This window comes from Chryseobacterium gambrini (assembly GCF_900156825.1).
Classification (GTDB): Bacteria; Bacteroidota; Bacteroidia; order Flavobacteriales; family Weeksellaceae; genus Chryseobacterium; species Chryseobacterium gambrini.
The window spans coordinates 694,621-713,013 of sequence record NZ_FTOV01000001.1 but is presented as its reverse complement, the minus strand read 5'-3'; the positions used below and the strand labels follow the sequence as shown (position 1 = coordinate 713,013).

The window sequence follows — 18,393 nt, the reverse complement described above, 5'->3', positions numbered from 1 at the left end:
AAAGATTGTATTTATTGCTGCACGTAAAAAAATTAGAATCCTTTTGATTAGTTGATTATTATTTTTTAAGTTCGCTAACTTTTCATTTTATATAAATAGTCTAAGGCATTATACTTCTTTAAGCTGATACCTTCCCATCTAGATAAATCACCAGTAGATAAATCGCATAAATGTTTTGTATCTAAATTGTATTCAATCTGCAATTCTGAAAAAACTTTACTTTCGTTTATATAGTCAACCCTATGTGATTGTAAACTTTTCTTTGTTATAAGCTTTGTCATAGCTAATTCCGAGTAAATCCAAGGAGAAATTATCTTATTAACAACTTCATTTGGCTTAACAGAATTTGGGGTATTTATAAATATTACACATTCACAATTATCTATCATCTGCATTAAAGCTGTATTGAGCATCATATTAACATGGCTAGCTGCAAATAATACGTTATCATAATCAAGTCCCCTTTGAGGATTTTTACTGTATCTATTATCAATTAATTTTTGTAAATCTTTATAATATCCCCATATACAAGAGTCTACAAATACTTCAAGATCAAAATTATCTTTCAACCATCCCGCAAATGCAATAACTAAATCTTTATCCGAATGAGAATGACAAAGAAAAACATCTGTATTAATCTTGGGAAACCAATTTGATTGCATTTTATCTCCGTTTAAACTTCCATCATTCTTTTCAAATTGATTTAAAGTTTTTTGTATTATTCTCTTATGTTTTATAAAAATTTCATTTCCAATATTTAGGTAATAATCAAAATAATCAAAGAAGTTCTTATTAAACTTTTTTAATTCAAATCCTATATACATATTCTATTTATTAGTTTTAATAACACATATACATTTTTCGTTTTCAATATTTTTTTTCATCCCCATATTGAACATAGAGTGATTTATTAATAGTACTAATATTAGTAATATTCCATAAACAGACACAATAGTCCGTCCAACTAAGCAGGCCCAAAATTCGCATAAATATTTTACTGAAATAAAATAAGTTATTACAAATGCGGATACTAAAATTAAAATAGTTGAAATTATTATTTTAAAAAAAATAGATTCAAAACTTAGAAGAGAAATTAAAATTCCTACTATACAAAATGACAGTATTGCTTTTGTTATTGTTTTTCTATTCTGATCTGTTAAATTAGAATTTGAATTGGTGATATAGTTTTTATAATTCATATCCAGAATTAGATTATTATTCGGGATATTAAATTGTTCTATAGTTTTAGAGTAGATATAGATATATCTTCTTTCTTGTTGAAGAAAATAGGCATTTGTAAACCAAAACAAAAGAATAATAAGAATAATAATTGCGATTTCAACAGGAAAATTATAATCTGAGTATTCAAATAAATAGTTTCCTTCAAGCTTATTTAAGCCAAATATTATTCCGATTAAAGTTATTGCCCATCCTTTTATAAGGAACGAATTTGTACTCATACGATTTATTGTATTTTGTACAAATTCTAAATGTTTAAGTATTTTGTCATCCATGGTTTAGTTTAAGTTAGTTTTTACATATGAAAGTCACTTTGTTCTTAACCATTGTTTTAAGGGAACTAAGTTGACCATATTATTTTCTATCGGAGTTTTCACATAATAACCTTTAGGAATATAATTACCATTATTATATTTTTCAGATCCATCTTCGAAATCGATATATGGATATATGGATAAATACTCATAACCTCTAAAACTTTGGTTAGTTTTATTTATAGGTAACAAAGCAATATTTTTAATATACTTAGCGGCGTCCCCTAAACCTAACTCCCAATTACACCATTTTGAATTGATTGCATCTTGAGTTGCAACAAGAATAAACTTATCTGATGCTTTTATTTTTTCTTTTAGCTTATGTGCTGTTTCTGCATTTGTATAAGCAGGCATAGACGAATCCATCCAATCAACATAAACATCAACTCCTTCATTTTTTAAAAATGCAATAACATCTTGCATAATAGAAAATTCATCATGTTTATGAGACAAAAATATCATTGGACGATTAGTATCCCGTAATGAACTTTTACTTAAGTTTATTACATTATCTGCTGAAAAAGTCCTTGTCCTATTTCGGTAATTAGTTAGTTGGTATTCTGAAATATAGCTCATATTATCTTTCTTTCTTTAATATATAATTAGCTAGTTTTTTACTCTTATCGTACGCATTATTAATATAATACTCAGGATAATTCAAAAACTCGTTTTCATCAACCATTGTTATATATGATCCATTAAGACTATCAAAAGTGTTACAATCATTACAATGCTTCAAAGGTGGATTTGAATTGTAATGATTTTGAGAAATAATTGGAAATAAATACTCGTTTCTGAACTGTACTTTATACAATCCGTGAGTGTTAACGGAATGAATTTTCAACCAGTCTGTTGAACCATTAATATTCATGATAACACCAATTACACCATTAGATCTAGAGGTTATATCACCTCTTTTATAATTATGTAATGCATATTCAATCTCCCAATCAATCCATTTACTCAATATCATTCTAGGAGAAATAATTACTATTGTTACAGAAGTGCTGAAAATCATATCTTTTAGATATTCTTTAATTCTTTCAGTAGTATTGTCTGATAAATCCGGACTATTAGATGTTTCTCCACGATAATACTTAGCATCTTCTCCTAATTTTTCAAGAATTTTATTTCTTAGTTCTTGTGCCTCATCGTATTTGTATGATATAAAAGTTTTTTTTGCCATAAGATTACGAGTATTGACTTCTAACTTTTATGGCTCTTTCCACTAAATCAGATATATTATTTTTTATATCATCATAAGCATACTCGCTAGAAAAATAGGATGTTTCGAAAACAGGCATATAGCTTGAAAGAGGATTTTTACCTTTACTACACTGATTCCCATTTATATCTTTTAGCCGATCTATATACACACCACAAACTGCTTTACCAAGTTCCCATGCACGATTAATTTCGTAATTCACCCATTTTCTTTCACTCGTTTTCTCTCCTATCAAAACTACAAGACAAGATTTATCTCTAAGATTATCTTCAATCCACGCTTTGATCGTTTCGTCGCTTTTATATTTAACTTCTTCCCACTTATTACCGTTCACCGGTTTATCTCCTTCAACTGTTCCTATATTACGAACCTGACCGGCACGCCAATTATCATTATCGAAGTGAAAACTATAAAATACTTTTCTTGCCATAATTATTAAATTTCATCAATTAGATATTTTTGAAAAAGTGACATGTATCCGTAATCTTTCAAAAATCTTTCATTTTTTATCTCACTATCATTCGGAAGATTATCGTATACTATTTTCGTAGCGGCTCCTGTACTAGCTACTGGAATTACTAAAGCTTCAGGATGTTTTTCTATAAACATCTTATATTCTACCTCAATACCATCCATCCCACCGATAAAAACAGCAGCAGCAAATTCGTTTTTATGTAACATTTCTTCCCTCATAAACTGGACACTACTATGAATATCCCCTTTATTTTCAGTAAATTTTATGTTTTCAAATTTCTCGTTATCCTCTGGAAACTTATCTTTGAAAAATAAAGATTGATAAATTTTGACATGTTCAAAAATTTCCTCTTTAAGTTCTTTAAAAAGAGTCTCTTTTTGGTTATCTGAATCTAAAATTTTGTATGTTTCTTTTTCATCTAACCTATTTTGGATAATTCTTTCAATTACATAATAAATTAAGGGAGTAATTGATGGATGTCCTCCCCAAATTATTCTGTGTTTACCCAGTGCTATAGTTGCTAAAGCGATTACAGCATCTCTAATTGCAATAATATCTGCTGAATCATAATATTTCGGATGCCTTTCTGGCAATGGAATACTTGCTGATAAAAATATGTTTTTCATTATTATTCTATTTTGAAAATTCGTTATTGAAATCTAATTTCTTCAAAGTTTTAATCTCTAAATAATTATTCAACCAATCTAAGTGTTCTAACCAATAATTTCTTATTGACATCTCATCATAAATTAATGTGATTGATTCTATTTTTCTACTTTCAATTTTTTCAATTAATTTCTGTGAATTATGACAATTAATTGATTGCGGAATTCCTATCGTAGGAATATATATTTTTGACTTCCCATTTGGTAATGCTTGTGTAATGTATCTGCTATACTGCAAACTTACTTCCTGCTTATTATCTTTTGCAGCCTGCGTAAACTCAGTTATTAAGGCATCTTGTCTTGAAGCGAGGTTTCTAGCTCTTGAACTCTCAACCAAATTTAAAATTTCTGTCAGAATATTTTTCTTCAATCTTCCCTTTGTTAAATCTGAAAATAAAGGTGTATCAAAATTTGAATCTTTCAATTTTAGAGAAAAAGCTAAATGTGCAAAATCTTCAAAATCACAATCTGGCCATAGTAAATGAACTATTCCAATTCTTTTTACATGTGCTTTATCTAATTCTTGTTTACACCAGTCACTTTTTAAGAATTCTTTCGTATTTAACATCAGTATCAAATCACAATCTGTCATTCGATGCCAAAGTTCTTCTTGAAATTCTTCTCCTTTATCAATAGAATGCGTATCAATAAATACATCAAAGTTATTTTTTTCCAAAAACTCATACAACTGAATAGCAATATTACTTGATTCGGATCTTTTATAAGAGATGAAAATTTTTCTATTTTTACGGAGAAGTTCAAATCCTTCTAAAATAATATTATTTATTTTAACAATATTATCATTAAAGGTTACACCATTTTGATTTGATAAAAAATCTGGAATTTCATCTGTAAAACTTTTATCAAATACAGGAAGGATTATATTACCATCTAACTTTTGTTTTTCAAGAATTTCCTTTTGATTATCAGTGAAATCATTTTTATGACCTGCATAAATTACAAAAGCAGGTTGTCCTCCCGAATATTCATCAATATTATTTTCATGGATAATTTTTAGTAAATCAACAACCAGCTTTAGCTCATCAAAAGATTTTTGAAGTTGTAATTGCAGAGATTTAAATAGTTCTTCATTTTCACCAATAAGAACTAGTTGGTATTTATATTTCATGTTAAAAGTTTTCTATTAGTTTTTTGATTTTATTTAATTAAAATATTACGTAATTTTTTGTAATCATATAGATTATCTAGAGCATTTTCTGGTGAAATAAATTTGCTATTTACCCACTCTTCAAATTCGGATGAGCTCAATTCAGTTAAGTGACCGAGCTCTAATTCATAAGAAATTTGCAACTCTCTATCCGACGATTCATTTAAAGCAACATAACCTTTTTCAAAATCGCTAAACATTTTTGTTTTTCTAAATAATCGTTCAGGAGTAATTTTATTTATTATTTTACTGGTTTCAATTTCAGCAAATATCCAAGGCGAAAATGTTTCTTGTCTGATAACTTCTTTTGCTGAAATAGAATTCGGAGTATTTAAAAAGAAAAGAGCTTCACTTGTATTAATTGTTGAATTTAATGAATTCATCAACATCATATGGACATGAGATGTACTGTAATTTCTTGCATCGTAATTGTAAGTTGGGCTATCTATATTTTTACAAAATTCATTATCAATTATTTTTAAAAGATCATTTGAATTTAACCAAACGTTAGAGTCTACAAAAACATTTAAATTATGTACCTCTTTTAATACTCCCGCTATACCTAAAGCTAACTTTAAGTCTTTGTGAGAATGGGATAAAAAAATATGATAGTCGTTTTTTGGAAACCATTCATTCATTATATCATTGCCACTAAGAGTTTCGTTATCTATTAAGTATTTTTGAAATTTTATCTTTATTTCCTCTTTTTTAGCGTTCTGAATTTCACTACCAATTTTATAGTAATTATTTTGAATTTCGTAATCTGCGCACTGAATATTAAATCCTCTGTACATTATTTGTTTTTATGGTTATTATTTTCTTAAAAAAATCTGTCGCATTCTATCCTAAACTCTTATTTTAAAGCATCTTTCAAAGATAATTAAAATTCACAATTTAATGATTACGGGTTTCCGTATTGTTTGTTTTTTTTACGTCTTTATTTTAAGTAAACTAAGAAATTATTTAAAAAATATGATTTAATAATTACACAAAAAGTTTTATTCTAAGTTTCTAGTACAATTAGGTATTTAGGAAATACTGTTACATGTGAGCATAATAAAACTATTTCTTTATGTAAATAGGAGAAGATTGAAGGACTAATAAAAAATAAAAATCGCTATGTAATTTTGTATTTCTTGAGAAAAGGCTCAGATTATAAAATCTAAGCCATAACTCTTCAACAATACTTTTTGGAACAGTATCATAATTTGTTTACAAAATTTTTCATTAATTAAAATATAAAGAATTTTATCTCTTCAGACTCATAATTATTGTATTATATTTTTTATACCAACAACAACTTCTTTAAACGCGGTATCAATATCTGTTGCTACACTTAATATTTGAGCTTTTGGAGGTGCTGTATTATATACTCCTAAAGGAGATTCTTCCCAAAAACAATTTCTGACAATAATTGGAATAACTTTTACCTTTGTTGGATTTTCATTTTCTCTTTCAATCGCTCTCTTGATCTCAATGTCCCAAATGTAATCAGTGGCTAAGAAATCATCACTTACTAAAAAAAGTATAATATCTGCTTCTTCTAATTCTTGTTTAATTTTTCCATCCCATTTTTCTCCTGGAATTAATTGTCTGCAGTTCCAAGTATCAATATTACCATTTCTCTTTAAAACACTAAGATGATTCTCTAGTTTAATAAGATATTGTGTATCTGTTTTTGAATAGGATATAAATATTTTCTTCATTTTAATTGGTGATTTTAAATAATTTTTAAATTCCTTTAAATTGTAATATTTTTCCTTGTACATAAATATCCAATTCGAATCCTCTTCAGCCTTATAAATTACAGCTAATGGGATAAAATTTACTCCATCAACAGTCACGGTTTTCGTAACATCTTTATCATTACAGATATTTTCTAATGAGTTTATAATATCTTGAGAGAAACTTCCATTTACTGTTTTTTCCATTCTGTAAACATCAATATATGCTTCAGAATTATTATCATCAACATTACAAAATCTAACCAAAACAATCTCATCTGTTGTAGTATCTTTCAGAACAATACCATTTTTCCAGTACAAGTAAGCCTCATCATTGTTAGAATCTTTAATTATATCTTGACCATATTTTTGAAAAAACTCTAATACTATATGTTTATGAATAAAACTATTAAATATAAACCTACAAAGTGGTTTTTGAAATGTACTTAGAAACAATTTTATGCTTTTAGGAGGATCAGCATTCAAATATAATGGAGCGATATAACTTTTCTCCTTTGATGGGTGTTTAATAATCATTTTAAAGTGACACATAATATTTATAATATTTTCACAATCATAATCGAATGTTGACTTTCCTAAAACTTTCTTAACATGGTTTTCATCAAATTTTCCATTTAGATGATTTAGGTTTAAAAGTACATTATAAATGTCTTGTATAATATCACTTTGATTCAAAAATACAAATTCTTTTAAGGAGTCTTCTTCAGGAAAATAAAGGATTAGACCTATAGTATTTAAATATTGTGCAAAGCTCTTTATGCTTATATTATTAAATAATATTCCATCAGGTAGCTTTTCTACTCCCTGTATTTCAGGTAGTTTTTTAATTTCTTTATTACAATATTTTTTAAATTCGAGTATACTTATTTTTTTATTTGGATGTCTACCATTTTCTATTTTCTCTTTAATAAATCCCCAAGTTCCTAAGAGCTCCCTATCTACTAAAGGTATTTTATCTAATAATTCAAATAATAGATTTTTATGGTTTTCTATTCCTCTTTGTGATTTCACTGATATGGACGAAAATTCGAATATTTCTGAGTAAGATTCTTGCAAATCAAATTCATTGAGAAAACCTGTATCATTTACATTATCTACTTTATTTTGCGTAATTAATACATTAGGAAGGTTTTCTAAATCATTTGGGTTTTTAATCTTTTGTGTATTTTTCTTTGACCATTCTTCACCAATTTGAATTTCAACATCACGTTGATCTAAAATCTTCGTTATTTTTTGCTCATCAATGGAAAGTTTTCTACTTTTAGTATGATAAACAATCGAATTTAACCAATATTCTATGGGAAAACATTCTACATCATTAATTATTTTAGTCCCATCAGTTTGCTTTTGCTCTATTGGAATTTTTCCATATTTGTTAGATTTTTCATTCCATAAGAGTAAGTAGGCAGTTTGTTGGGTAAAGAAGAGATAGTGTGTATCGTGGTAATATTCTTGTCCTCCAAAATCAAAAATTCTGATATTATAGGCTTTTCCTTTATGCTTTGTAATCCAAAATTGAACTTTCATCCAATGTGTGCTGGCTATATTACTGTTTAATTTATTTGTTAAAAAATATTCTACCAATGTTGACTTTCCAACATCACTATTTCCTACTAAAATCAGTTTTATATCTCGATTGAGATATGGCTTAATATTAATATATTGTGAAGCTTTATATTGTTCAAAATAAGATAGAATCGAATCTGTACCCTGTTCAACAATTTCGAGAACGGGATTAACTAAAGGATTTTGGATTAAATTAATTGTATTTAATTGCCATTTGGAAACACTAACATTTTTAAACTTCAACAAATCTAAAATTGGTAATAATGTCGTAATTCTATTCGAATGAAAATCTGCAGTATTTATATTAGGCAATTTATTTATAAAAGAAATATCAGAAATAAGATTATTACTAAGATAAAGTTCTTCAACATTTTCTAAAACCGAGTTAATTTTTACCGAAGTAATTCTATTATTGTTCAAATGTAAAATTTCAATGTCTTCAAAGTTACTTAAGCTTATGTTCCCATGGATTTGATTATTACTAAGATTTAAAAGATGTAGATTTTTTATTTTGCTAAATAATGAAAAATTTCGAATTCTCCACCTATTCCAAATTTTTCTTCTTTTACTTTTCCAATCACCGCCAATTATTAGTTCTCGAAGATTAGTTAATTTAGATATTTCTTCGGGGACAAAATATATGTTATTAGGCAATCCATCATTATCACTAGTTCTTCTAATCCATTCATCTTCATATTCAGCCCATTCATTACTAATGATTAATCTTTTCAAATGTGTACATTCATATAATAAAGGAATTCTTGATAAGTCCGTAAGTCCTAAATTGCCAAGATCCAGTGTTTCGTTTTGGTGAAATAAGCAATCTTTAATTATATTAGTTGCATTTCCCCATAAATTATTGAACCAATCTATAATATCATCATTCTCAAACCTAATATATTTTGGTGGGTATATCAAAGGATTATTGTAAGCTTTAAGAGTAAAATTGTTAAGAAATAAATCATATAACGGACTCAAATCATATACTTCATTATTTGAAATATTTAAAACATCTAAGTATTCACTATTCGCTAAGGCTGAAATATCTTTAATTTGATTTTTATTAAGATTAAGGTATTCAAGTTCCTTTAATTTTTTTAATAAATCTATATTTATAATTTTATTACCAGCAAGAGAAAGTTTTCTTAGAGATGTTATTAACAAATTCTCAGAAATATGGCTAATATTGCAGTTATTTAAATTTAACTCAATAATTCTAAAATCGCTATCAAGCTTGTAAGATTTATCTATTTCTATAACACTTTGAAAATCATCAATTTCTTCAAGAACAATATTATATTTTTTTTCAATTTTTATAATTTCGATTGGTTTACTATTTTCCATATAAGATTTACAAGTATTAACCATTCTAAGTATAATAAGTGAAAAAAAATCACATACAAAGTTGGTTATTAGTTATTAATCAAATATATTAAAAAAAATTAAAATCTTATAAGTCATTAATTATATGCTACAGAGACAACATGTTTTATATTATAAAAACTATGATTAAAATTATGTATATAATTACAAAATATTTCTTTAGATTATGCTATGAAAATTCTATAATTTTAATAAAAAAATAAATGAATATAGATAGACGATTTGCAATTGTAATAGGAATCAATGACTACGATTTAAAGCCTCTTAATTTTTGTGTAAATGATGCAATGGCAGTGGTAGAAATATTAGAAAAAAGATGCTTTTTCAAAAAAGAAGACATTTTTTCAATAACGAGTACTCACGAAAAATCTACAAAAGAAATATCAGGTCGTTTAGATAAAATTCTTGAGACTATCCAAGATCAAATGAAATCTCACAGAGACTCTATTTTTTTCTACTTTGCAGGGCACGGCATATATCAGGAAAAATCAAAATTACAGTTTCACGATTTATCTATCGAAATAAAAACGATTTTTGATAAGATTAACAGCTTAAATCCGAAAAACCAATTTTATGTAATTGATGCTTGCGAGTCTGGTGGAAAGGTAATTACCAGAAAATCAGCAGCAGATTCCCTTATCGATCAATTTATTACAAACAGCTCTGGCATCTATTTTATGTTTGCATCTACAGAAACACAAAGCGCTTTTGAAAAATCAGACCTGGGGCACGGTGTTTTTACTAATTATTTTATACAGGCTATTGAAAATCAAAATCTTTATGACGAAGATGGTATTTTAACACCAGGTAGAATTCAGGAATATGTATCGAAAAAAACTCAGACAGATAGTAAATTTGACCAAATACCTGTGATTGAAAGCAGAACTGCTGGTTACTATCCCTTTGCTTACACTGAGGAAAAAATTGAAGAAACTAATAAAATGGCTAAAGTTGTTCTTCAACAAATTCCTCAAGATACAGATAATGGTAGTAAGAAAGAATATTTCCCACAAGTTCCAGCAGAAAAAAGAGTTGAAATATTTGAAGCTTTACAGTCCGTACTACCATCGGAAATCAAGAATATTCTAACTCTAGAACAAAATTACACGGCAGATATTGGAGAGAATTTAAGCATATTTAATTCTTCAGTAGAGGATGAAATTACGAAAAGTATTGTTTCTGAAAGCCTTAAAAAAAGAGTAATCTCAATTGAAGATGTTTTTTCGGTAGAAAGAGTCAAAATTAATCACAACCCACGTTTACAAACACTCGGAATGCTAAACTCTCTTTTTTCTAGTACCGAGCCTGAATATAGGACGGATTATTACATAAGTTTTTTTGATAACTCTAAAATTATTTCGCATTCTATTTTTTTAAAATCGGTGAATTTAAACAATGTCTCTGCAGGTCTTAATTTCACAATATATCAATCACTCTATGGAATTGGTTTGGCTTCAACTTCTTTCTTTTTAGATTATGATGGATATAAGGATACAAAGATAAAAGGATTGACTACAAAGATAGATGCCTACATTGTGAATGAAAATATAAAAACTAACATACTGAAAGATCTAAAAGAAAATCTGAAAAGTTTCAATAGCAAGCTTGCCACATGGAATGATGGTAGAAAAGGAGAAATAGAAAGCTTTCGACAAAAAGCTAAGTCATAAAATGTTAATATAAGATAAATATATTGCAACGAAAGCCTTCAGCTATTTTCATGCTGTTCTTTTCTAAAATCATTTAATAATTGAAATAATGAAAATCTGATTAGAAAAAAATTAATGATATGAATAAGGCTGAAAGAATATATCAGGAACTCCTCCAGGAAAGAGCAAATATTTGGTATATAAGTGATCATTATGGGTCTAAAATAATGCTGAAGGTTTCATCATCAATTTTGAAAGCTATCATTAAAGGTTGTAAACTGGAATTGCTATTTGGAGTAGATAATAATATTTTTCACATTGGAATAAATATTTATGACGACCCGGTAAATTTTGCTACTATAACTTCTACCAATCGTATTATTGATGAACATCTCTCCATTGCCAAAATAATGCAATTGGATAATGTACAAATACAACTTTACAATGAGCTGTGTGCTTGCCAATGTTTTGGAACTATAACCTTAAGTTCAAAGCAGAAAAATGATATCCTCTGTCTTCTAGGAAATCCTAGAAAGCTTTTCACAGGAACTCTAAGTGAAAGAATTTATCAATCTGCAGATAATTTCCAATTCAGCTTAGGCTTGGATATGCCTGGAAGCCGAAAATCTCAGAGTAAAATAGAAACCGTGATTGTTGAAACAAAAATTGAGGCATTTCAAATGGTTCAGAACAGCTTTATTGATAACAGTGGAAATGTGTCTACTGAAATTTCTGATTTAGATGAAGGAGCATTATTTGAGAAAGAAATTTTTATCGCACTAAGATCATTATTCGGACTAGATCTTTACCACAGTCCTCAAATAGCACATAACAAAAGTAAGTATCGAGAGTTAATCGATATTCTTACTCTTTCTGAGTTTGGGATTTTTCTGATTGAAGCTAAAGCTTTGGGAGTAACAAGTGCTAATGAAGAGCGTAATATGGAAAGAAAGGTCAAAGGTTTACAAAAACAGATTGAAAAAGCTATTTATCAACTTGGTGGAGCCTATAAAAAAATTGTGGAGAACGAGGCTATTTACAATAGCAAAGGAGAAGAAATCTTTTTTAAACGCAACCTGCCATCTTGCGGTATCATTATAGTTTCAGAACTTTTACCTTTTGGTAGTTGGGATGAAATTATTAAAAAACTTCTGATAACAATGAGCGAAAAAAATATCTTAATACACATTATGGATCTAAATGAAATAATGCTATTCATAGGTCACTCCCAAGGAAATATCAACTTATTCGACACCTATCTAATGGAGAGAATGGAAGATTTTATAAAAATCCAGGCATAATAAGACAAACTAAATTTGTGAAAAGTAAAGATTAGTATTATATTTCTTGTAGTTTAGTTTTTTCACTAGCAAAGTTTAGCAGCTTCTTCATATCATTCATTTTGAATGTAGTGATGGATGGTTTTGATATTAATGAGATCAAGGTCAATACAAAGTAATTTATTATCTCCGATTTTTAGTGTTTTCATATTTGCGTGTTTTTAACTATAAATGCACAAACATTGAAATGACAGTACTTTAAAATTGAGATACAACATATTAAAATTAATTGTATATTCGTCTGATAACCAATCACTAATATTATGAAAACAAAACTCACATTAATTCTTTTTTTACTTTTTATTAATTGTAAAAAATATTTTGCCCAAACACCGGTATATGTAGGAATTGCCTCTAATAATTTTAATTATTTTGCGGTTGACCAACACCAAACAAATTGGTGCTGGGCTGCTTCACTTCAAATGATATTCAATTACTATGGTGTAAGTATTGCACAGGAACAAATTGTACAACGAAGTTTTGGAGCTGACCCTTATGGGCAACTTCCTAACTGGGCCGGAAACTTTCCAGTTATAACTGCTAATTTAAATAATTGGAGTATCGATAATAACGGGCATTATTACCAAGTTTCGGCATCTCTAAATTATGGTGCCCCGACACCGCAATATCTGATACAAGAGCTAGCAGCCCAACGTCCTGTTTTAATTGGATATAAATCGGGTCCCTCATCTGGCCACGCGGTCGTAATAACTGCTTGCAGTTATATTCAAACTGCCTATGGGCCGATGATACAATCTATTGTTGTAAGAGATCCTTGGCCAACTCCTCAAACAATAGCTTCCAATGGAAGGATGGAATATTTTGGAAGTAGTTTGGCATCAGTAATAGATGTCCATTGGTATATTCGAATTCAGTAGTTATGCATAATATCATTTTCATCAGCATAACACATAATGAGAATGGTAACTGCAATGGTAATGAGTTATGCAAAATTATAGAAAAAATAAATCCTGAGATTATTTTTCTAGAAGCTTTATGTGAAACATACTCTAATTATCAAGGTCATTTATTTTCAGAATTTGGAATCTACCATAAAAAATTGGAAATCAATGCTATTCAAAAATACAATTACATATCTACATTTGAATATATACCTGTACTTGATTTTGGCTTATCTGATGCATTTGAAAAGAAATATAATTTAGTTTGTGAAACTAAAGAACTGCAGGAAAAGCTTGAGAACTTCAATACATCGGCATCAAAACGAGGCTTTCAATTTCTAAATAGTGACGAAAGCATTGAACTACAAGAAAATACACGAATATTAGAAAATAATATTTTAAATAATAGTCAGTTAAATAAAAATGCTATTGAATCTATTAACGCATATGAAAATTCAATGCTACGAAATATTTATTCGTACTGTAAAAAGACTGAATTTAATAAAGCTATATTTATGTGTGGTATTGCACATAGAAAATCAATTATTGAAAAAATAGATAAATACATATAAATGAAAAAATAAAACTAAATTGGCAACTTCTTAAGTTTTAAGTTATTAAAAATAAACATTCCAACTTTTGTTGGTATGTTTGTTTCATTATTAATTATTGTTTATTTTTTCACATTAAATTTACTCCTTAAAACCGCCATAGCATCACTCACTTTCTTATCCAAAATCTTCGCATAATGCTGAGTAGTCTTAATATTCGTATGTCCAAGCATTTTACTCACACTTTCAATGGGAACACCATTGGACAAAGTTACACTAGTGGCAAATGTGTGTCTAGCAATATGGAACGTCAAATCTTTATTGATTCCACAAACGCTCGCAATTTCTTTCAGATACACATTCATTTTCTGATTGCTGAGAACAGGAAACAGTACATCTGAATTCACACACTGTGGATGGTTTTCATATTTTAAAACTATTTCTTGAGCCAACGGCAATAACGGAACTCTAGTTGAGGTGTCGGTTTTTTGACGGTGGGTAAAAATCCATTGGTCCCCATCAATCCCAATAGTGATGTTAGATTTTGACAATTGCTTGACATCCACATAGGCCAGACCTGTATAACAGCTAAAGAGAAAGATATCGCGAACCTGGTTCAATCGATCTGATGTAAATTCCTTTTCATAGATCATCTGGATCTCTTCTTTGGTAAGATAAGGGCGTTCCACAGCTTTAATCTTTGCTTTGTAGCCCAGAAAAGGATCTTTGGTGATCCAACCGTGCGCCATACACAAACGAATGATCTTTTTGAAATTTTTGAGGTATTTGACGGCTGTATTGTTTGCACATTTACGCACACTGCGCAGCCAGAAGTCATAATCGCTGATAAAACCGTGATCGATTTGCGTGATGTCAATATCAGAAACTTTGTATTTCCAATTAATAAATTCCTGGGTATGCTTTAGAGGTGTTTTATAGCGCTCCAATGTTCCTGGAGCAAAATCCTGACCGACCAGGGCTTCCACTTTGTCATTATGCTCTTGGAATATCGGAATAATCATTCTTTGCTCAATATCAGTTCCAAGCAGTTTAGATTTTAAACTCTCTGCTGTTACAAAGTTTTCTTCTTTCAGCATCAAGTAGTGGAAATCGTAAACTTTCTGTTCCAAAGTTTTAAGATAGAGGTTCAGTGTTTTGGCTTCTTGCGAATTGCCTAGTGCCTTGTGTGCTTTAACATCCCATTTCTTAGGATCAATATACCTTTTAGCAGCAATGTCTGCTGCCTTGCCGTCTATCGTGATTCGTAAGTAGATGGGAGCGGTTCCGTTTGTTCTGATTTTATTCTTTTTGATAAAGAATAACAGGTTAAATGTTTTGTTCATTGTGTGATAACTTTAATGGGTTAATAATTTACTTTTTGTTACCACTTTTTGCAAGATGTACAATCGTTAGACTGCCTACTGGTCGGGCTTTCCTTGATTTTTCGTGACCCATTTTTGTGATTTTTTGAATGGGACACGAAATAGGACATATAAATCGTGACCTATTTTGAATTTTTTTGATACTGCGCTAAAACAAAAAAACGCTGTAAACATTGATGTTTACAGCGTTTTAGCTTATTTTGGTTTCTAACCTGGCGGAGAGTGAGGGATTCGAACCCCCGGACCTGTTACAGTCAACAGTTTTCAAGACTGCCGCAATCGACCACTCTGCCAACTCTCCAGAAACTCCGATTATATCGTTGTTTTCAGTGGTGCAAATATAGAACTATTTTTATTTTCTGCAAAATAATTTTTAAGGTTTTTGGTATAAATTTCAAAAACGGCTTTGTATCAGTAAGATAATTTCAAAAAAATTAAGGCAGCCATTTCTCCGTGATTTAAAAAAGAAAAGCTGCCTTAATAAACTAATTGTACGTAAAATTTTAATTCCGATATAAATACGGGAATGTATAGAATCTCTTATCTCAAGGCGATTGTTCTGTTAAATGTATTGCCATTTTCTTCAATACTGATGATGTATTGATCTGCAGTTTTAGGATCGAGATCAAAAGTCATGTTCAGCTCACCATTTTCCCCCTCCTTTGTTGAAGAATAGTAAGTGTTTCCGGAATAGTCTGTTACAGAAATTCTTACCTTATTCTTCAGATTTGCAATGTGCAGCTTAACAACATGATCAGAAATACTAAATTCCGGTTTGCTGATGATGGCAAAAGGCGTTTTTTCAATTTCAGCCTTATTGTCATCACTAATCTTTATCTTATATTTTTCAATCTTTTGCTCAGATTCTGCAATAAGGTAATAAGTTCCCTCTGCCAAATCCTCCAGATTGTAAGTCTTTATCACTGAATCTTCATTTTCAAGCCTTTCGGAATAAAGTTCGCCATAAGAATCATTGTAAATAACCAACGATATATTTTTGGCGTTGCTCACTTCAAAACGTACCGTTTTGGATGTAGATGTTCCGAAAGAAAGGGAAAAATCTTTGTCTTTAGCCATTGCATCTGCAGAAACAAACAGAAGTCCTGCTATAAAAACGGATTGAAATAATTTTTTCATAATGATAAGATTTTTATTATCAGTTATTTATATTGCAAATTTAGATGCTTGGTAAACAGTATGCTACCATATAATTTTCATATTTATGTATTATTTTAACTCTAAATTTTATTTATAGATTAATATTTGTTAATTTTGTATATGAATTTTAATTATTGACTATGAAGCATTCCCATCCGGCTTTTGAAGCCGTAAAACCCAATATCGGAAGTAGTTTTACAAGTCTTAAATTTCTTCGTAACGAAAATATAAAGTCTCATGTATGGCATTATCATCCTGAAATTGAACTGATTTTCGTTTGTGGAGGTTCCGGAAAAAGACAGATCGGAAGTAATATTTCTTACTTTTCCGACGGAGATCTTGTGCTTATGGGAAGTAATCTGCCGCACTGCGGAATGACGAATGAAAATACCAATAACGATTATGAGATGGTAATTCAGTTCAAGCCTGATTTTTTGGGAGAAAATTTCTTTGAACTTCCTGAAATGCAGAAAATTTCAGCTCTGCTGGAAAAATCAAAAGCAGGAATTGTTTTTTCGGAAAATATCAAAAAACAAATAGGACAGAAAATTGTAGCAATGCACGAATCTTCATCCTTAGAAAAACTGGTGAAATTTCTGGAGATTCTGGATGCTTTGGCTTCAACCCCGGATTACAGAATTCTGAATGCCGGAAAATATTACCTTCAGACTCAGGTGGAGGATAATGAAAGAATCAATCTTATTTTTAATTATGTGAAAGATCATTTTAAAGAACAGATCACTTTAGAGCAGGTTGCAGATCTTGCCAATATGAGAGTACCTTCTTTTTGCCGCTACTTTAAAAAAATCACCAATAAAACCTTCACACAGTTTGTCAACGAATACAGAATTACCCATTCGTTAAAGCTTCTTGCAGAACAGCCTTTGAGCATTACAGAAGTGTGTTTTGAATCGGGTTTCAACAACTTCAGTTACTTCAACAAAACTTTTAAGGAATACATTCAGAAAAGTCCTTCGCAATACAGAAAGGAATTTAATTTTTTAATCGAATGATTTTAAGTCATCATAATAGCAAAAGAAGTATTTAAAAGCATAAGTCTGTAACTTACCCTCTTAAATACTTCTTTAATATGAAGAAATTTAGGTTGTAATATTATAATCTCATTAACGGAATTTTCTACCGGAATTCCCATAATGATTGGCAGAACTTATGCCGTGAAAATTATTATACGTGTAATACAGATCTTTAAAATAAATCTCGTTATCCATTTCATGTTTTTCAGCTGCAAAAGGATTTTTAGGCAGGCTGAAAATTTCTTTTTGAGAATGCGCTGTCTTTTGAGCAGGCTTTTTTATACAGTTGCAATGTTGATGGTCATTTTTTTCATGCTCATGAAGATCCATTACTGTTACTTCTGTATTTTCTAAATTTCTGAATTTTTCAAAAGTTTTCTGGTCCAGTGTAAACGCGGGTTCTCCGTGATAGAAAAAATGATCAATGATATCAGGATGATTATTATGTTTCTGTTCAAGCGGGGCAGCGGAAGTATAACCTTTGCATTGCGTGCATCGGGCAACTTGTATTTGTATCGACATATCTAATGATTTTAAGTGTGTCTTATCTATATCACAAGTTGTGCCATCATCTTTATTTTTTTCAACATAATAGTT

General features: G+C 29.4%; 17 protein-coding genes and 1 tRNA gene. 5 read left to right on the top strand and 13 right to left on the bottom strand.

Translation table 11 applies throughout. The annotated features are described in order from the left end of the window. Nucleotides 1-74: 74 nt before the first annotated feature. From BW951_RS03265 to BW951_RS03225, 9 genes are all read right to left on the bottom strand, one after another. Nucleotides 75-824, bottom strand: coding sequence for a hypothetical protein (locus tag BW951_RS03265; RefSeq protein WP_076390475.1), 750 nt, complete (start codon nucleotides 822-824; stop codon nucleotides 75-77). Nucleotides 825-827: 3 nt separating this feature from the next. Beyond that, nucleotides 828-1,514 carry a hypothetical protein gene (locus BW951_RS03260; protein WP_076390474.1) on the bottom strand — a complete coding sequence of 229 codons (687 nt, stop codon included), beginning with the start codon at nucleotides 1,512-1,514 and terminating at the stop codon, nucleotides 828-830. Between the two features lie 33 nt (nucleotides 1,515-1,547). Continuing rightward, entirely contained in the window at nucleotides 1,548-2,129 is a 582-nt protein-coding gene (locus tag BW951_RS03255) for a toll/interleukin-1 receptor domain-containing protein (RefSeq protein ID WP_076390473.1), read from the bottom strand. 1 nt (nucleotide 2,130) lies between these two features. After that, on the bottom strand, nucleotides 2,131-2,739 hold the full coding sequence (locus BW951_RS03250; RefSeq protein WP_076390472.1) for a TIR domain-containing protein: 609 nt from the start codon (nucleotides 2,737-2,739) through the stop codon (nucleotides 2,131-2,133). A 4-nt stretch (nucleotides 2,740-2,743) separates the two neighbouring features. Beyond that, nucleotides 2,744-3,208 carry a TIR domain-containing protein gene (locus tag BW951_RS03245; RefSeq protein WP_076390471.1) on the bottom strand — a complete coding sequence of 155 codons (465 nt, stop codon included), beginning with the start codon at nucleotides 3,206-3,208 and terminating at the stop codon, nucleotides 2,744-2,746. Nucleotides 3,209-3,213: 5 nt separating this feature from the next. Next, nucleotides 3,214-3,879 (bottom strand): SLOG domain-containing protein, encoded by a 666-nt coding sequence (locus BW951_RS03240; protein ID WP_076390470.1) that lies wholly within the window; start codon nucleotides 3,877-3,879, stop codon nucleotides 3,214-3,216. Between the two features lie 7 nt (nucleotides 3,880-3,886). Further along, nucleotides 3,887-5,047, bottom strand: a complete 1,161-nt coding sequence (locus BW951_RS03235) for a toll/interleukin-1 receptor domain-containing protein (RefSeq protein WP_076390469.1) — start codon at nucleotides 5,045-5,047, stop codon at nucleotides 3,887-3,889. 29 nt (nucleotides 5,048-5,076) lie between these two features. Then, nucleotides 5,077-5,880, bottom strand: a complete 804-nt coding sequence (locus tag BW951_RS03230; RefSeq protein ID WP_076390468.1) for a hypothetical protein — start codon at nucleotides 5,878-5,880, stop codon at nucleotides 5,077-5,079. A gap of 474 nt (nucleotides 5,881-6,354) precedes the next feature. Continuing rightward, the gene (locus BW951_RS03225) at nucleotides 6,355-9,741 is read right to left on the bottom strand and encodes a leucine-rich repeat domain-containing protein (protein ID WP_175608776.1); all 3,387 of its coding nucleotides are present in this window, start codon (nucleotides 9,739-9,741) and stop codon (nucleotides 6,355-6,357) included. A 242-nt stretch (nucleotides 9,742-9,983) separates the two neighbouring features. Here BW951_RS03225 and BW951_RS03220 point away from each other — a divergent pair, with 242 nt between their 5' ends. From BW951_RS03220 to BW951_RS03205, 4 genes are all read left to right on the top strand, one after another. Beyond that, nucleotides 9,984-11,450, top strand: a complete 1,467-nt coding sequence (locus BW951_RS03220; RefSeq protein WP_076390466.1) for a caspase family protein — start codon at nucleotides 9,984-9,986, stop codon at nucleotides 11,448-11,450. 119 nt (nucleotides 11,451-11,569) lie between these two features. Further along, complete coding sequence (locus BW951_RS03215; protein ID WP_076390465.1) at nucleotides 11,570-12,730, top strand: nuclease-related domain-containing protein; 1,161 nt, start codon at nucleotides 11,570-11,572, stop codon at nucleotides 12,728-12,730. Between the two features lie 302 nt (nucleotides 12,731-13,032). After that, a complete protein-coding gene (locus BW951_RS03210) occupies nucleotides 13,033-13,647 on the top strand; it encodes a papain-like cysteine protease family protein (RefSeq protein WP_076390464.1) in 615 nt (204 codons plus the stop codon). Nucleotides 13,648-13,649: 2 nt separating this feature from the next. Further along, nucleotides 13,650-14,243, top strand: coding sequence for a hypothetical protein (locus tag BW951_RS03205; RefSeq protein ID WP_076390463.1), 594 nt, complete (start codon nucleotides 13,650-13,652; stop codon nucleotides 14,241-14,243). A gap of 101 nt (nucleotides 14,244-14,344) precedes the next feature. Here BW951_RS03205 and BW951_RS03200 read toward each other — a convergent pair whose 3' ends face one another. The 3 genes from BW951_RS03200 to BW951_RS03190 all read right to left on the bottom strand — a co-directional run bounded on the left by BW951_RS03200 (nucleotide 14,345) and on the right by BW951_RS03190 (nucleotide 16,741). After that, on the bottom strand, nucleotides 14,345-15,565 hold the full coding sequence (locus BW951_RS03200) for a site-specific integrase (RefSeq protein ID WP_076390462.1): 1,221 nt from the start codon (nucleotides 15,563-15,565) through the stop codon (nucleotides 14,345-14,347). Nucleotides 15,566-15,817: 252 nt separating this feature from the next. After that, nucleotides 15,818-15,905, bottom strand: a tRNA-Ser gene (locus BW951_RS03195). A gap of 239 nt (nucleotides 15,906-16,144) precedes the next feature. After that, on the bottom strand, nucleotides 16,145-16,741 hold the full coding sequence (locus tag BW951_RS03190) for a hypothetical protein (protein ID WP_076390461.1): 597 nt from the start codon (nucleotides 16,739-16,741) through the stop codon (nucleotides 16,145-16,147). A 161-nt stretch (nucleotides 16,742-16,902) separates the two neighbouring features. Here BW951_RS03190 and BW951_RS03185 point away from each other — a divergent pair, with 161 nt between their 5' ends. Next, entirely contained in the window at nucleotides 16,903-17,775 is an 873-nt protein-coding gene (locus tag BW951_RS03185) for an AraC family transcriptional regulator (protein WP_076390460.1), read from the top strand. A 111-nt stretch (nucleotides 17,776-17,886) separates the two neighbouring features. On the opposite strand, the gene BW951_RS03180 is transcribed toward BW951_RS03185, so the two are convergent. Next, entirely contained in the window at nucleotides 17,887-18,318 is a 432-nt protein-coding gene (locus tag BW951_RS03180) for a hypothetical protein (protein ID WP_139326078.1), read from the bottom strand. Nucleotides 18,319-18,393 lie beyond the last annotated feature (75 nt).

What these genes read in the sequence shown, in the direction of transcription:
- BW951_RS03220 (WP_076390466.1), top strand. Translation starts at nt 9,984, where the DNA reads ATGAATATAGATAGACGATTTGCAATTGTAATAGGAATCAATGACTAC.
- BW951_RS03180 (WP_139326078.1), bottom strand. Translation starts at nt 18,318, where the DNA reads ATGTCGATACAAATACAAGTTGCCCGATGCACGCAATGCAAAGGTTAT.
- BW951_RS03235 (WP_076390469.1), bottom strand. Translation starts at nt 5,047, where the DNA reads ATGAAATATAAATACCAACTAGTTCTTATTGGTGAAAATGAAGAACTA.
- BW951_RS03210 (WP_076390464.1), top strand. Translation starts at nt 13,033, where the DNA reads ATGAAAACAAAACTCACATTAATTCTTTTTTTACTTTTTATTAATTGT.
- BW951_RS03185 (WP_076390460.1), top strand. Translation starts at nt 16,903, where the DNA reads ATGAAGCATTCCCATCCGGCTTTTGAAGCCGTAAAACCCAATATCGGA.
- BW951_RS03230 (WP_076390468.1), bottom strand. Translation starts at nt 5,880, where the DNA reads ATGTACAGAGGATTTAATATTCAGTGCGCAGATTACGAAATTCAAAAT.
- BW951_RS03215 (WP_076390465.1), top strand. Translation starts at nt 11,570, where the DNA reads ATGAATAAGGCTGAAAGAATATATCAGGAACTCCTCCAGGAAAGAGCA.
- BW951_RS03240 (WP_076390470.1), bottom strand. Translation starts at nt 3,879, where the DNA reads ATGAAAAACATATTTTTATCAGCAAGTATTCCATTGCCAGAAAGGCAT.
- BW951_RS03250 (WP_076390472.1), bottom strand. Translation starts at nt 2,739, where the DNA reads ATGGCAAAAAAAACTTTTATATCATACAAATACGATGAGGCACAAGAA.
- BW951_RS03225 (WP_175608776.1), bottom strand. Translation starts at nt 9,741, where the DNA reads ATGGAAAATAGTAAACCAATCGAAATTATAAAAATTGAAAAAAAATAT.
- BW951_RS03255 (WP_076390473.1), bottom strand. Translation starts at nt 2,129, where the DNA reads ATGAGCTATATTTCAGAATACCAACTAACTAATTACCGAAATAGGACA.
- BW951_RS03190 (WP_076390461.1), bottom strand. Translation starts at nt 16,741, where the DNA reads ATGAAAAAATTATTTCAATCCGTTTTTATAGCAGGACTTCTGTTTGTT.
- BW951_RS03205 (WP_076390463.1), top strand. Translation starts at nt 13,650, where the DNA reads ATGCATAATATCATTTTCATCAGCATAACACATAATGAGAATGGTAAC.
- BW951_RS03265 (WP_076390475.1), bottom strand. Translation starts at nt 824, where the DNA reads ATGTATATAGGATTTGAATTAAAAAAGTTTAATAAGAACTTCTTTGAT.
- BW951_RS03200 (WP_076390462.1), bottom strand. Translation starts at nt 15,565, where the DNA reads ATGAACAAAACATTTAACCTGTTATTCTTTATCAAAAAGAATAAAATC.
- BW951_RS03245 (WP_076390471.1), bottom strand. Translation starts at nt 3,208, where the DNA reads ATGGCAAGAAAAGTATTTTATAGTTTTCACTTCGATAATGATAATTGG.
- BW951_RS03260 (WP_076390474.1), bottom strand. Translation starts at nt 1,514, where the DNA reads ATGGATGACAAAATACTTAAACATTTAGAATTTGTACAAAATACAATA.